Origin of the sequence: Gordonia sp. (in: high G+C Gram-positive bacteria), assembly GCF_047602025.1 — a bacterium.
Classification (GTDB): domain Bacteria; phylum Actinomycetota; class Actinomycetes; order Mycobacteriales; family Mycobacteriaceae; genus Gordonia.
In genome coordinates, this window is record NZ_JASGII010000001.1 from 2651336 (window position 1) to 2665056 (window position 13721).

Annotated in this window: 13 protein-coding genes; 6 read left to right on the plus strand and 7 right to left on the minus strand. The window is 69.1% G+C overall.

The window, feature by feature from the left end; genetic code table 11:
• Positions 1-55 precede the first annotated feature (55 nt).
• The 4 genes from clpB to QM728_RS13380 all read right to left on the minus strand — a co-directional run bounded on the left by clpB (position 56) and on the right by QM728_RS13380 (position 4371).
• Positions 56-2665: an ATP-dependent chaperone ClpB gene (clpB, locus tag QM728_RS13365; RefSeq protein WP_415032495.1), complete on the minus strand. Its 2610-nt coding sequence runs from the start codon at positions 2663-2665 to the stop codon at positions 56-58.
• Positions 2666-2790: 125 nt separating this feature from the next.
• Positions 2791-3357 (minus strand): DUF6434 domain-containing protein, encoded by a 567-nt coding sequence (locus tag QM728_RS13370; RefSeq protein WP_415032496.1) that lies wholly within the window; start codon positions 3355-3357, stop codon positions 2791-2793.
• 6 nt (positions 3358-3363) lie between these two features.
• Entirely contained in the window at positions 3364-3831 is a 468-nt protein-coding gene (locus QM728_RS13375; RefSeq protein WP_415032497.1) for a hypothetical protein, read from the minus strand.
• A gap of 165 nt (positions 3832-3996) precedes the next feature.
• Entirely contained in the window at positions 3997-4371 is a 375-nt protein-coding gene (locus tag QM728_RS13380; RefSeq protein WP_415032498.1) for a DoxX family protein, read from the minus strand.
• 138 nt (positions 4372-4509) lie between these two features.
• On the opposite strand from QM728_RS13380, the gene QM728_RS13385 reads away from it, so the two are divergent.
• Complete coding sequence (locus tag QM728_RS13385) at positions 4510-4794, plus strand: hypothetical protein (RefSeq protein WP_415032499.1); 285 nt, start codon at positions 4510-4512, stop codon at positions 4792-4794.
• On the opposite strand, the gene QM728_RS13390 is transcribed toward QM728_RS13385, so the two are convergent.
• Complete coding sequence (locus tag QM728_RS13390; RefSeq protein ID WP_415032899.1) at positions 4782-5885, minus strand: alanine racemase; 1104 nt, start codon at positions 5883-5885, stop codon at positions 4782-4784. The two genes, QM728_RS13385 and QM728_RS13390, sit on opposite strands and share 13 nt — an antisense overlap.
• Positions 5886-6017: 132 nt before the next feature.
• Between QM728_RS13390 and QM728_RS13395 the strand changes: the two genes are divergently transcribed.
• From QM728_RS13395 to QM728_RS13415, 5 genes are all read left to right on the plus strand, one after another.
• Positions 6018-6311, plus strand: a complete 294-nt coding sequence (locus tag QM728_RS13395) for a hypothetical protein (RefSeq protein WP_415032500.1) — start codon at positions 6018-6020, stop codon at positions 6309-6311.
• A gap of 214 nt (positions 6312-6525) precedes the next feature.
• Positions 6526-7983, plus strand: a complete 1458-nt coding sequence (locus QM728_RS13400; protein ID WP_415032900.1) for a class I adenylate-forming enzyme family protein — start codon at positions 6526-6528, stop codon at positions 7981-7983.
• A gap of 85 nt (positions 7984-8068) precedes the next feature.
• Positions 8069-9895, plus strand: a complete 1827-nt coding sequence (locus QM728_RS13405; protein WP_415032501.1) for a DUF3556 domain-containing protein — start codon at positions 8069-8071, stop codon at positions 9893-9895.
• A complete protein-coding gene (locus tag QM728_RS13410) occupies positions 9892-11316 on the plus strand; it encodes a phytoene desaturase family protein (protein WP_415032502.1) in 1425 nt (474 codons plus the stop codon). Before QM728_RS13405 ends, QM728_RS13410 begins: the two co-directional genes overlap by 4 nt.
• A gap of 52 nt (positions 11317-11368) precedes the next feature.
• Entirely contained in the window at positions 11369-12637 is a 1269-nt protein-coding gene (locus QM728_RS13415) for a PucR family transcriptional regulator (protein ID WP_415032503.1), read from the plus strand.
• Between the two features lie 3 nt (positions 12638-12640).
• Here QM728_RS13415 and QM728_RS13420 read toward each other — a convergent pair whose 3' ends face one another.
• Together QM728_RS13420 and QM728_RS13425 are read right to left on the minus strand one after the other, a co-directional pair.
• Positions 12641-12835 carry a hypothetical protein gene (locus tag QM728_RS13420; RefSeq protein ID WP_415032504.1) on the minus strand — a complete coding sequence of 65 codons (195 nt, stop codon included), beginning with the start codon at positions 12833-12835 and terminating at the stop codon, positions 12641-12643.
• Positions 12835-13716, minus strand: a complete 882-nt coding sequence (locus QM728_RS13425; protein ID WP_415032505.1) for an SPFH domain-containing protein — start codon at positions 13714-13716, stop codon at positions 12835-12837. Before QM728_RS13425 ends, QM728_RS13420 begins: the two co-directional genes overlap by 1 nt.
• Positions 13717-13721: the final 5 nt, after the last annotated feature.

The following is a 13721-nucleotide window of genomic DNA, read 5'->3' on the forward strand; positions in this document are numbered from 1 at the left end:
AAGGCGACAGGGTCCAACACCTTTCGGTGTTGGACCCTGCCCTTGCGTGTTGGATCTACTCGGCCTTCTTGCCCTTGGCCTTCGGCTTGGCCTCGGCCTCGACGGCGGACGCCGACTTGACCGTGAGCGACTCGCCGTCGCCCGCCACGTCCACCACGACGGTGTCGCCGTCGCGGATGTCCCCGGCCAGCAGCGCCTTGGCGAGCTGGTCGCCGATGGCCTGCTGCACCAGGCGGCGCAGCGGGCGGGCGCCGTAGAGCGGGTCGAACCCGCGCTCGGCCAACCATTCCTTTGCCTTGCCGGTGACGTCGAGCGTCAGGCGCCGCGCCTCGAGCCGCTTGTTCAGGCTCTTCAGTGCGATGTCGACGATCGTCACCAACTCCTCCGGGCTCAGCGCGTGGAAGATCAGCACCGCGTCGAGACGGTTGATGAACTCCGGCTTGAACGCCGTGCGGACGGCCGCCATCACCTGCTCCTCGTCACCGCCGGCGCCGAGGTTCGACGTCAGGATGAGGATGGTGTTGCGGAAGTCCACCGTGCGCCCCTGACCGTCGGTCAGGCGGCCCTCGTCGAGGACCTGCAGCAGCACGTCGAAGACGTCCGGGTGGGCCTTCTCCACCTCGTCGAAGAGGATGACGGAGTAGGGCCGTCGTCGGACCGCCTCGGTGAGCTGTCCGCCCGCCTCGTAGCCGACGTACCCGGGAGGGGCGCCGACCAGTCGTGCGACGCTGTGCTTCTCGCCGTACTCGCTCATGTCGATGCGGACCATCGCCCGCTCGTCGTCGAAGAGGAACTCGGCGAGCGCCTTGGCGAGCTCGGTCTTGCCGACGCCCGTCGGGCCGAGGAACAGGAACGATCCCAGCGGCCGGTTCGGGTCGGCGACGCCGGCCCGGGCGCGGCGCACCGCGTCGGAGACGGCCTGCACCGCATCGGTCTGGCCGACGACGCGCTTGCCGAGCTCGTCCTCCATGCGCAGCAGCTTGGCGGTCTCCCCCTCGAGCATGCGTCCGGCGGGGACGCCGGTCCATGCCGACACCACCTCGGCGACGTCGTTGGGGCCGACCTCCTCCTGCAGCATCACGTCCTCGTCGGGGTCGGTGCCGGTCTTCTCGATCGCGGCCTCGAGCTCCTTCTCCAGGGCCGGGATCTGGCCGTAGCGCAGCTCGGCGGCCTTGCCCAGGTCGCCGTCGCGCTCGGCCCGATCGGCCTCGCCGCGCAGCTGCTCGAGCTTCTCCTTGGAGTCGCGGACCGCGTCGATCGCCGACTTCTCGCTCTGCCAGCGCGCGGAGAGCTCGTTGAGCTTCTCCTTGTGATCGGCCAGTTCGGCGCGCAGCTTCGCCAACCGCTCCTTCGACGCGGCGTCGGTCTCCTTCTCGAGGGCGACCTCCTCCACCTCCAAGCGGCGGACGGTGCGCTCGACCTCGTCGATCTCGACGGGGCGCGAGTCGATTTCCATGCGCAGGCGCGACGCAGCCTCGTCGACGAGGTCGATCGCCTTGTCCGGCAGGAACCGCGACGTGATGTAGCGGTCGCTCAGCGACGCCGCGGCCACCAGGGCCGAGTCGGTGATGCGGACGCCGTGGTGCACCTCGTAGCGCTCCTTGAGGCCGCGCAGGATGCCGATGGTGTCCTCCACCGAGGGCTCGCCGACCAGCACCTGCTGGAAACGGCGCTCCAGGGCGGCGTCCTTCTCGATGTACTGGCGGTACTCCTCGAGCGTGGTGGCACCGACCAGGCGCAGCTCACCGCGGGCGAGCATCGGCTTGATCATGTTGCCCGCGTCCATCGCCGAGTCGCCGGTCGCACCGGCGCCGACGATGGTGTGCAGCTCATCGATGAAGGTGATGATCTGACCGGCCGAGGCCTTGATCTCGTCGAGGACGGCCTTGAGGCGCTCCTCGAACTCGCCGCGGTACTTGGCACCGGCGACCATCGCGCCCAGGTCGAGGCTGACCAGGGTCTTGTCGCGCAGCGACTCGGGCACGTCGCCCTCGACGATGCGCTGGGCCAGGCCCTCGACGACGGCGGTCTTGCCGACGCCGGGCTCGCCGATGAGCACCGGGTTGTTCTTCGTGCGCCGGCTCAGGACCTGCACGACACGGCGGATCTCCGAGTCGCGGCCGATGACCGGGTCGAGCTTGCCCTCCCGCGCGGCGGCCGTGAGGTCGGTGGAGTACTTCTCCAGCGCCTGGTACGTCGACTCGGGATCAGGGCTGGTGACCCGGGCGGTCCCGCGCACGTTCACGAACGCGTCGCGCAGGGCGTCGGGGGTCGCACCGTTGTTCACGAGCAGCTTGGCCGCGTCGGAGTCGCCCTCGGCGAGGCCGACGACCAGGTGCTCGGTCGACACGTACTCGTCGCCGAGTTCGGTGGCGAGCTTCTGCGCGGCGGAGACGGCCGCGACCGACTCGCGCGACAACTGTGGCGGCGCGCTCGCGCTCGCCACGGTCGGCGCCCGGTCCACGATTTCCTGGGCCTGGCGCTTGATCAGCGACGGGTCGGTGCCGACCGCCTTGAGCAGCGGCGACGCGATCCCATCGGTTTGGTCGAGCAGGGCCACCAAGATGTGTGCGGGGCGCACGTCGGAGTTGCCGGCGGCTGCCGCGTTCTGCACCGCGGCCTGGAGGGCGGCCTGCGCCTTGGTGGTGGGATTGAAGTTGTCCACTTCGTTGCTACCTCTCGTCTGACCTGCGGGTTCTCCCGCGGTAAAGTTTAGTCATTCGGACTCAATTTTGTCCGTCGATAGGTCCAACCACGCACTAGTTGAGTCTATTCCACTCAACTAACACGTCAGATGCGCCCGCGCTCGTCGACGGGTCGTCGGCGGTAGTCGTACCACGCGGCAAGCAGATCCTCGCGGGAACCGTCCGGGTGCTCGGTGCGCCAGGCGCGGGTGAAGCGGTTGTACTCGAATTGCTCGCCGATCTCCGTCGACCCGCGGTTCCGACCGGCGACATAGTGGTCGAGGGCGTCCCGCAAGGTCTGCGTGCCGTCGGTGTTGGCGAAGAACGCGCGCAACTCGCCGTCGAACCCGAACGACTCCCCGACCTGCTCGACGAACCATGCGCGCACCGCCTGGCTGCACCGCTGCCCCTTCGGGATCACGGTGTCGGCCGTGAGCCTCCCGGACAGCTGCGCCGCGGTTGTCGGGCGCGCCCGGTCCGGTTCCGCAAAGGGTTCGCCGTCGAGGGCGGCTGCGAGGCGCAGTGTCAGCGTCTCTTTGCTGCCCGAAGTCCGGACGCCGAGCCGGCGTGCCAAGCCGATCAACTCATCCTTGAGCCAGTACCACCGCAGCAGCTCATCGCCCGTCAGGTCAGCGGTCAGCGGCGGCCGATCGGGACTTCCGGCGTCGGCCATCCGACGTCAGCGCACGACGATCGTCGACGTGCAGGTCGGCGCCGGGATGGACCACAATGCGTTGCTGTTGGTCGCGTTCAACACCAGGCGGACCGGGCCGCGGCCGAGCGACGACGTCGCGATCACGATCTGGTGCGTGCCGGTGTAGGGCGGCGACACGTGCCGCGTGGAGAAGCGGACGCCGCGCTGCCCGGTCCGCAGGTTGCGGTAGTCCAGGCGCATGCGCGAGGTGTAGCCGACGCCGAGCCACACGCTGTTGAACTCGGTGGTGAGGTAGGTCTTGCCGGCGTATTCGGAGACGATGACGCGCGTCGGACTGTAGGGCAGGTCGACGACGTTGGGGCTCATGGCGGTGCAGTTGGTGAGCGGATAGACGCGATCCGCTGCCGCGGGTCCGGCGCCGACGACGCCGAGTGCAACCGCGGCCGCGGCTGCGCCCGCGCCCAACCGCACGAGGTGCTTCGGTGATGTCATGGTGTCCTCCTGATCGGTTCGTCGTACTGTCACGCACTTCGCAGCCTAGGAGCGCACCGGCCGCAAGTGAACCGTTGTCAGGATTTGCCCAGCAGATTCGCCGCCCACGAGCAGTTCAGGCGCCCCCGAGTCCGGGAGCGCCTGAACCTAGATTGAACGTCGCGGTCAGAACGCGTGGGCGCCGAAGCGGCCCCAGGCGACGAAGACCGCGAGGGCGAGCAGCACCAAGTTGACGCCGATGTTCGGCGTCTCCTTGCGGCGCAGGTGCACGATGATCGCGCCGACCATGGTCAGACCGAGGCCGACCGCGGCCCACGGCACCAGGCAGGTGTGCTTGTCGGCGAGCGCCGGCACCACCAGGCCGATGGCGCCGAGCAGTTCCAGGAGACCGAGGATCTTGATGCCGATCGGGTCGGCGTCCTCGGCCCACCCCATGCCCGCACCGACGAGCTTGGCCTGCGGCGTGAAGATCTTGGCGAGGCCGGCGAACAGGAAGATGGCGGCCAGCACCCAGGCGGCGATCCAGAGAGCGGTATTCATGTTTTCTCCTTCGCGGGTTTCCCGGGGCCCAACGAACTGGACTCTGGTCCATTTACTGTAGTCCGCTGAACTTTTTCTTGGGAACTTCCCAGCATCTTGGCCTGTTGGGACCCCGCAACCGCCGATACCGTCGAACCTATGACCCATGTCCGCCCGCTGCTCGCGCGCTTGAGCGCGACCGCCATCGCCGTGGCCGTCGCCGTCTCGCTGCCGGTTGCCGCCGCGAAGGCGTCCAAGCCGGAGGTCGGGCAGCCGTGCAGCGGCGCCGAGATCGGCCGGAAGGTCACCGACGCCCAGGGCCGCAAGATCATGTGCAGCAACTACCGCTGGCAGCTCGACAAGGGGCAATCCCCCATCCACCCCTGGATCGACGACCAACGCCGCCAGTTCGGCGTGAACGGCGCCGAGCCTCACCGGAACTGAGTCGACCACTCGTCCAGGACGGACCCGTCATCGTCGACGACGGTGATCGTCGGCCAACGGTCGAACGCGCCGCACGGGTGGGAGACCCCGAAGTCGACGAGGTCCCCGACGGTCGGCCCCGCCTCCTCGACGCGCAGCACCGCGTGGTGGTCATAGAGTTCGGTCACCTCTGCTGCGCCTCCCTTCCGACTGCGCCCCTTCGGATCCCACGCGCCGACAACCGTCGGCAGGTCGGCGTCGTAGGGCAGGTCGCGCTTGCCCGCCCCCACGACCACCAGCCCAGCCTCCGGCGCGGACAGCACCTGCCCGCGGATCGTCACCGCCGCCGCCAAGCCGGGGATTGGCGATACGCGCTCGTAGAGGCCGTGGTCGTGGATGGTCGAACAACCCGGTCGCAGGGCGATCATCGCGCCGGGGACCGCACGCACCGGACCGCACGCCTCGAGCACGCGGTCGGGGAAGGCGGACCCGCCGGCCGTGAACACCGGGGTGCCGGTGTCGGCGAAGCCGATCACGTCGAGGAAGACCTCGGCGGCCAGCCGGCAGTGCTCGTCGACGATCTGGAGGGTCTGCTCGTCTCGGCGCGGCGGAACCGCCCCCTCGTAGGCGCTCACGCCAACCAGGCGCAGTCCCCGTGCCGCACGCACCCGTTGGGCGACGTCGACGGCCGCGCGCGCGTCGCGAACGCCGGTGCGGCCACCGGGCCGGCCCACGTCGACGAAGACGTTCAACCGCACGCCGGCGGCAACGGCCGCCTTGTCGGCCGCAGCGATTCCCGCGGCGGAGTCGACGAGGAGCATCACGGTCGCCGAGCGCGCCAGCCTGGCGAGCTGATCGAGGTCGGCCGGGTTGACGACCTCGTTGGCGACGAGGAGGCGCGCGCAGCCCCAGTGCGCCGCGATGGCCGCCTGCCCGACGGTCGCCACGGTGACGACGCTCGCCCCCGCCGCGAGCTGCCGCTCCACCACCGGCCGACACATCGTCGTCTTGATGTGCGGCCACCAGTCGGCCCCGGCGGCCGAGCACCAGCGGGCCGTCGCGGCGATGTTCGCCTCGAGGCGCGGGAGATGCAGGCGCAGCTGCGGGTACATCGACACAACCGACAGTCTGACAGGGCCGCATACTGTGATTCCCGCCACACAACCTATGCGTCATTCTTTATATATGCAATGATGCATATATCGAGTTCATCAGGACTCGGAGCACGAACAAAGGAGAGTCCCATGGCTACCCACACCGAGCACGTCGACCACAAGCACATCCACGGCGAGGGCTGCGGCCACGTCGCCGTCCCCCACGGCGACCACGTCGACTACGCCCACGACGGCCACCTGCACAAGGCGCACGACGGCCACTACGACGACTGCGAGCCGTCGGGCCACGCCGAGCACGCCAACCACGATCACGTGCACGGCGAAGGCTGCGGCCACGTCGCCGTCCCGCACGACGATCACGTCGACTACATCCACGACGGCCACCACCACGCACCGCACGACGGCCACTACGACGAGCACTGAGCGCGACGACGCTTCCCCGGAGCGCGGGGCCCCATCACGGGGTCCCGCGCTTCGTCGTTTCGGCGCCTTCCCCGGCAAATCCGGTCATCCGACCCAGTTACTTGTGCTCCAAGCACAAAACTGGCCCGAAAGTTCATGGGGCCAGACCGTAGCCTGGTGCTAAGTGCCTCCTTAGTGTTGTGCATCACATACCACTGAGGAAGTGATGCACAGCATGTCGGAGATCGGCTACTTCGCCTGGAACCTGACCGACCGCGGGCAGGCGCCCTGCGTTCGCGACGATGCGAGCGAGCTCGACTACGCGCAGTTCGCCGCGCGCACCGAAGCCGCCGCCGCGCAGTTCGCGCGGCTGGGCGTCACCCGCGGTTCGGTCGTGGCCGCCTGGCTGCCGAATCGCGTCGAACTCCTCATCACCCTCATGGCCGCGTGGCGGCTGGGCGCGGTCGCCACCCCGGTCAACCCGCAGTTCCTCCTCCCTGAGGCCAAGCGACAGATCGACGACTGCGACGCGGTCCTGGTCGTCGCCCAGGAGGCGCAGCCCGACCTCGGGCACCCGGTCCTGCTCGTCGACGACCTCACGACCGAGCCCGACCCGGCCTGGCGGGCGCCGGAGCAGCCGAGCCCCGACGACACCGCCCTGCTGATCTACACCTCCGGCTCTACCGGTGTGCCCAAGGGCGTCGAGCTGACCCACGCGAACCTGCACTACATGGGCTCGGCGATCGGCCAGAACTGCGAACTGACCGCGGCCGACCACGCGCTGCTCATCCTCCCGCTGTTCCACGTGAACGCGATCGCCATCAGCTTCGTCGCCCCGGTCCTCGCCGGGGGCCAGCTCTCGATCACCGGCCAGTTCTCGGTGTCCCGCTTCTTCGACGACATCGCCCGCCTGCGGCCCACCTACTTCTCGGCCGTGCCCACCATCTACGCGCTCCTCGTCTCGAAGATGCCCCCGTCGGCGGACCTCTCGTCGCTGCGGTTCGCGATCTGCGGCGCCGCACCGATCTCCCGCGAACTGCTCGCCCACGCCCAGGACAAGCTGGGCATCCCCATCCTCGAGGGCTACGGCCTCACCGAGGGCACCTGTGCGTCGGCGTGCAATCCGCTCCACGGCGAGCGCAAGCCCGGCACGGTCGGACCGGCGCTGCCCGGCCAGACCATCGCCATCGCCGGCCCCGACGGCACGCACCTGCCGGCGGGCACGGCCGGCGAGGTCGTTATCGCCGGCCCGAGCGTCATGCGCGGCTACCTCGGCCTGCCCGACGCCACGGAGAGCACGATCCGCGACGGCTGGCTGCACACCGGCGACGTCGGCAAGCTCGACGAGGACGGTTACCTGACCCTGGTCGACCGCGTGAAGGACATGATCATCCGCGGCGGCGAGAACATCTACCCCAAGGAGATCGAGAACGCGCTCGCCGAGCACGCGGCCGTTCTCGAAGCCGCCGTCGTCGGGCGACCCGACGACGTATACGGCGAGGTGCCGATCGCGTACGTCGTCGCCTATCCGGACGCCGAGGTGTCCGGCGAAGAACTGCTCGACCACCTGTCGAGCCGACTGACCCGGGTGAAGCTGCCCGTGTCGGTCACCGTTGTCGAAGCCCTGCCCCGCAACCCGGTGGGCAAGATCGACAAACCCACCCTCCGGAGTCAGGCTCGCGCACCGGCCTGACCCGGCTCGTAACCCCCAACCCCCTGCACCGGAACCACCCCGGGGCCGCCCGACTGCGGCCCGAAACAGTCAAGGAGTCATCGCCATGGGATTCAAAGAGGGCGTTCTGCCCGACACTGATCCAGCAACTTTCATGGACAAGCCCTACCTCGAGCGCGTGAAGATCATGTCGCGCTCGTGGGTCGAGAACGGGTTCGGCACGCCGAAGATCCTGCCGACGATCTACGTCGTCAAGGTCCTGGTGCTGTACCTGGCCATCGGCATCAGCATCGCCACCCTGACCAGCGGCTTCAGCCCGCTGCACCCGTCCGAGTGGTGGAACCAGCCGGTCTTCTACCAGAAGATGATCATGTGGACGGCCCTGCTGGAGACCATCGGCCTGGCCGGCTCGTGGGGTCCCCTCGCGGCCCACTTCAGCCCGATGACCGGCGGTCTGCGGCACTGGTTGAAGCCGGACACGATCCGCCTCCCACCGTGGCCGGACAAGGTTCCCGGCACCAAGGGCGACCGGCGGACCGGGTTCGACGTCACGGTGTACGCACTGATCCTGATCACCATGGCCGCCACGCTGTTCTGGCCGACGGTTGACGCCTCCGGCTACACCGGCGGGGCGACCGTCAAGGAGCACCTGGGCCTGGCCGCGGCGGACAAGCTGCCGCTGATCAACCCGGTGCTGCTGGTCCCCGTGATCGTGCTCCTGCTAATCCTGGGCCTGCGCGACAAGGTCGCCTTCCTGGCCACCCGGCCCGAGCAGTACATGCCCGCGATGCTGTTCTTCGCGCTGGCGCCCACCATGGGCCTGGCCACGATGATCGTCGCGCTCAAGGTGCTGATCACCATCGTGTGGCTCGGTGCCGGCATCTCGAAGATCGGCAAGCACTTCGGCAAGGTCGTTCCCGCGATGATGTCGAACACCCCGGTGTTGCCCGGCAAGTGGATCCGCCGGAAGTTCTACCGGAACTTCCCCGAGGACCTGCAGCCGTCGGGTCTGGCCCACTTCGTCGCCCACGGCCTCGGCACCGTCGTCGAGATCACCTTCCCGCTGGTCCTGCTCTTCGTCGGCAGCCCGTGGTGGCTGGTCGTCGCGTCGGTCATCATGATGGTCGGCCTGCACGTGGTGATCTTCTCGACCTTCCCGCTGGCCGTGCCGCTGGAGTGGAACGTCCTGTTCGGTTTCGCCGTCGTGTTCCTCTACATCGGCTTCCCCAACAAGGACGGCTTCGGGTTCATCGGATCCGACTACGCCTGGACGCTGCCGATCCTGGCGGCCCTGCTGGTGCTGCCCATCCTCGGCAACCTGCGTCCCGACTTGGTCTCCTTCCTGCCGTCGATGCGCCAGTACGCCGGCAACTGGGCCTCGGCCCAGTGGGCCTTCGCACCGGGCGCGGAGAAGAAGATGGAGGAGTTCATCGTGCGCTCGGCGCCGAACACCATCACCCAGCTGCAGGCGACCTACCCCGAGGACATCGCCGAAGTCGTCCTGCACAACACCAACGGCTGGCGCGGCATGCACAGCCAGGGACCGGGCCTGATGTCGATCCTGTGGAACTACCTCGGCGACGAGAAGTTCCAGCACGAGTACACGATGCGCGAGGCGGAGTTCGCCTGTAACTCGGTGGTCGCCTTCAACTTCGGCGACGGCCACTTCCACAACGAGGATCTGATCGCCGCGATTCAGAAGCGCTGCAACTTCAAGCCGGGCGAGTTCCTGGTCGCCTGGGTAGAGTCCCAGCCGATCCACAAGGACTACCAGGAGTGGAAGTTGATCGACGCGGCCCTCGGTGTCGTCGAGCGCGGCACGTACAAGGTCAAGGACTCGGCGGATGCCCAACCGTGGCTCCCCGACGGGCCCATCCCGTTGACCTACACGTACACCAGCAAGAGCGCGACCCCCGCGGGAGCGCACGCGTGACAACCGCAGTAGTGGTCGGCGGCGGGCCCAACGGGCTCGCCGCCGCCCTGCACCTCGCCCGCCACGGCGTCGCGGTCACCATCATGGAGGCCAAGTCGACCGTCGGCGGCGGCGCCCGATCCGGTGAGGCCGGCTATCCCGGACTCATCAACGACTACTGCTCGGCGGCGCACCCGCTCGGTATCGGGTCCCCGTTCTGGAAGCAGGTCGACCTGCAGCGGTACGGCCTCGAGTGGTGTTACCCCGAGGTCGACTGCGCCCACCCCCTCGACGACGGCCGCGCCGGCGTCATCTACCAATCCGTCGACCGGACGGCCGCCGGTATGGGCTCCGACGGCAAGCGGTGGCACCACCTCGTCGGCGGGCTCACCGAGCACTTCGACGAACTCGCCGAAGACCTCCTGGGACCGGTCCTGGGTGTTCCGCACCACCCGCTCCGCCTGGCGGCCTTCGGGCCCAAGGCGCTGCTGCCCACCTCCGTCGTCGGCAAGTACCTGCGAACCGACACGGCCCGGGCCCTGTATGGCGGCGCCGCGGCGCACGCCTTCACCCGCTTCGACCGCCCGCTCACCGCGTCCCTGGGCCTGATGATGCTGGCCGGCGGCCACCGCTACGGCTGGGTCGTCGCGAAAGGCGGCTCCGGCTCGATCACCCGCGCACTCGTCGACGCCGTCAACGACTACGACGTCACCATCGCGACGGACACATTCGTGCGCTCCCGCGCCGACATCCCCGATGCCGACCTGGTGCTCCTCGACCTCACGCCGGCGCAGGCGCTGAACCTGTACGGCGACGAGATGCCCGGGCGGATCCGGCGCGCCTATGAGCGATACCGCGTCGGCTCGGGGGCCTTCAAGGTCGACTTCGCGATCGAGGGCGACGTCCCGTGGACGAACCCCGACTGCCGGAAGGCCGGCACGGTGCACGTCGGCGGCACCTTCGAGGAGATCGCCGCCACCGAGAAGGCCCGCATCGGCGGAACCCTGGTCGACAACCCGTTCACCCTGGTCAGCCAGCAGTACCTCGCCGATCCGAGTCGCTCGGCCGGCAACATCAACCCGCTGTGGTCGTATGCCCATGTGCCACGCGGGTTCGACGGCGACGCCACCGAGCTGGTGATCAACCAGATCGAGCGCTTCGCACCCGGCTTCCGCGACATCATCGTGCACGCGCAGTCGTCGAACGCCGTCAAGCTCGAGGAGTACAACCCCAACTACGCCCTCGGCGACATCATCGGCGGTGCGAACGACGGCCTGCAGCTGGTCTTCCGACCGCGCTTCGGCATCGACCCCTATGCGACCGGTGTCGACGGGGTGTACCTGTGCTCGCAGTCGACGCCACCGGGCGCCGGGGTACACGGCATGTGCGGCTACAACGCCGCCGATCGCGCGCTGCGCCATGCCGGCATCCCCCGCACCTAGCGCGACTCGGTATTCCCCGCACGCCGCGGGGGCCGCCACTAGGCTGACCCCCGTGCCGATCACCCCGCGCCAGCCGCCGCCCGCCGCGCCCGACGTGGTCGACGCGCTGGCCCAGGTCGCCGGCAAGCTGCAGAAGCGGCTGGACGAGCTCACCGACGGGCTGTCGGCCGTCATGGCCCGCGAGATCGAGGGCCTCGACGAAGACCCGGTACTCGTCGACCTGCTGTGGAACAGCGTCGAGTCGAACGTGTCCACCATCCTGTACGGCCTGGCCAACAACGTGCCGACGACCAAGCTGCAGCCGCCGTCGGCCGCCGTCGAGTACGCCCGCCGCTTGGCCCAGCGCGGCGTGCCGTCGAACTCGCTGGTCCGCGCGTACCACATGGGCCAGCACGACCTCCTCAACGAGTTCTACCCGCTCCTCGACGAGATGGAGCTGCCCCGCGACCTCGCCGTCGGCGTGCTGCGCCACGGCACCGCCCTGGTGTTCGCGTACATCGACTGGATCTCCATCTACGTCTTCGACGTCTACGAGCAGGAGCGCAAGCTCTGGTTGGGCACGGCCGGCAACATCCGCTCGGCGCTGATCCACGGGCTGCTCCGGGATCCGACCGCCGATACCGCCGCGTTCGAGGCGCAGACCGGCTACCGGCTGGGCCAGCACCACCTCGGCGCGGTGATCTGGTCGGATTCCGATCAGCCACTCACTCCGGCCTCGATGGATACCGCCGCGACGGGCCTGGCCCGCGCGATCGGGGCGGGCGGCGACCTCATCGCCACCGCGGTCGACCAGGAGACGCTCTGGGTGTGGATCCCGCTCGGCGACCAACCGCCGCGCCTGGACACCGGCGCGCTGCGCGCCGTGCTGAGCCTGCCGCCGTCGCTCCACATCGCCGTCGGCCTGCCCGCCGGCGGGGTCCACGGCTTCCGTCGCAGCCACGAGCAGGCCATCGCCGCCTACGAGGTCGCGACGGTCCAGCAGGACCCCAGTGCGGGCCTCGTCGGGTTCGGCGACCGCGGCATCGCGCTGACGTCGCTGCTCGCCGCGAACCTGGACTCCACCCGGGCGTGGGTTCGGGAGGTCCTCGGCCCGTTGGCCGACGACACGGAGAACGCGGCCGTCCTGCGCCAGACGCTGGGCACCTTCTTCGCCACCGGGGAGAGCCACCTGCACACCGCGGAGAAGCTGAACCTGCACCGCAACACGGTGAAGTACCGCGTGGACAAGGCGCTCGCCGGGCCGCGGATCCACGACCGGCTCGACATCGCCCTCGCCCTGCAGGTCTGCGAGTTCCTCGGCCCGACCGTCCTGCGCGGCTGACCGCTACTCCGGCAGCCGACCCACCTGCTTCAGCGCCATCCGCAGCGCGTACTCCAGCTGGCCGTTGACGCTGCGCAGATCGTCGGCCGCCCACTTCGCGATCGCCTCGTGGACCGCCGGATCGAGGCGCAGGAGCACCTTCTTCGGCTCGCGCTTGGCGTTGTGCCCGGAGTCGGGCGGTGGTGCCGTCGCGGCCATCAGGAGTAGAGCGAGCCCACGTTCAGCACCGGCTGCGTCGCGCGATCGGCGCACAGCACGGTGAGCAGGTTCGACACCATGGTCGCGCGGCGCTCGCCGTCGAGCTCGATGATGCCCTGCTTCGACAGGTCGTCGAGCGCCAGGCCGACCATGCCGACGGCGCCTTCGACGATCCGCTGGCGGGCCGCCACGACCTGAGCGGCCTGCTGGCGGACCAGCATCGCCTGCGCGATCTCCGGGGCGTACGCCAGGTGGGTGATCCGCGCCTCGATGACCTCTACCCCGGCCAGGCCGGTCCGCTCGGCGAGCTCTTCGGTGAGCTCCTCGGCCACCAGGGCTCCGTCGCGCAGCGAGGTGCGACCGGCGTCGTGGGCGTCGTACGGATGCGTGGTGGCCAAGTGTCGCACGGCCGCCTCCGACTGCGTTTCCACGTACTCCTCGTAGTCGTCGACGGCGAAGGCGGCCTGGTAACTGTCGACGACGCGATAGACCACGACCGCGGCGATCTCGACCGGATTGCCGTCGGCGTCGTTGACCTTCAACCGCTGCGTCTCGAAGTTGCGGACGCGCAGCGTGATCGGACGCCGCACGGACAGCGGCAGCACGAAGTGGAAGCCGGGGTCGCTGACCGAGCCGACGTAGCGGCCGAAGAACTGGACGACCCGCGCCTCGTTGGGGTCGACGACGGTGAGACCGGTCAGCAGCAAGCAGGCGGCCGCGGCGGCCAACGTGGCCACGATCGCGGCGATCAGGGTGCCGGCGCCACCGGAGGAACTGAAGGAGATGAACGCCTTGAGCGCCAGGGCGCCCAGCCCCAGGATCAGGAGCACGATCACGGCGAGTGCGATGAATCCGTTGACGCGGAATGCCTTCTTCAACATGCGAC

Coding starts and splice junctions, on each gene's coding strand:
- QM728_RS13370 (WP_415032496.1), bottom strand. CDS start 3,357: ATGGCCGACGCCGGAAGTCCCGATCGGCCGCCGCTGACCGCTGACCTG.
- QM728_RS13375 (WP_415032497.1), bottom strand. CDS start 3,831: ATGACATCACCGAAGCACCTCGTGCGGTTGGGCGCGGGCGCAGCCGCG.
- QM728_RS13380 (WP_415032498.1), bottom strand. CDS start 4,371: ATGAATACCGCTCTCTGGATCGCCGCCTGGGTGCTGGCCGCCATCTTC.
- QM728_RS13385 (WP_415032499.1), top strand. CDS start 4,510: ATGACCCATGTCCGCCCGCTGCTCGCGCGCTTGAGCGCGACCGCCATC.
- QM728_RS13390 (WP_415032899.1), bottom strand. CDS start 5,885: ATGTACCCGCAGCTGCGCCTGCATCTCCCGCGCCTCGAGGCGAACATC.
- QM728_RS13395 (WP_415032500.1), top strand. CDS start 6,018: ATGGCTACCCACACCGAGCACGTCGACCACAAGCACATCCACGGCGAG.
- QM728_RS13400 (WP_415032900.1), top strand. CDS start 6,526: ATGTCGGAGATCGGCTACTTCGCCTGGAACCTGACCGACCGCGGGCAG.
- QM728_RS13405 (WP_415032501.1), top strand. CDS start 8,069: ATGGGATTCAAAGAGGGCGTTCTGCCCGACACTGATCCAGCAACTTTC.
- QM728_RS13420 (WP_415032504.1), bottom strand. CDS start 12,835: ATGGCCGCGACGGCACCACCGCCCGACTCCGGGCACAACGCCAAGCGC.
- QM728_RS13425 (WP_415032505.1), bottom strand. CDS start 13,716: ATGTTGAAGAAGGCATTCCGCGTCAACGGATTCATCGCACTCGCCGTG.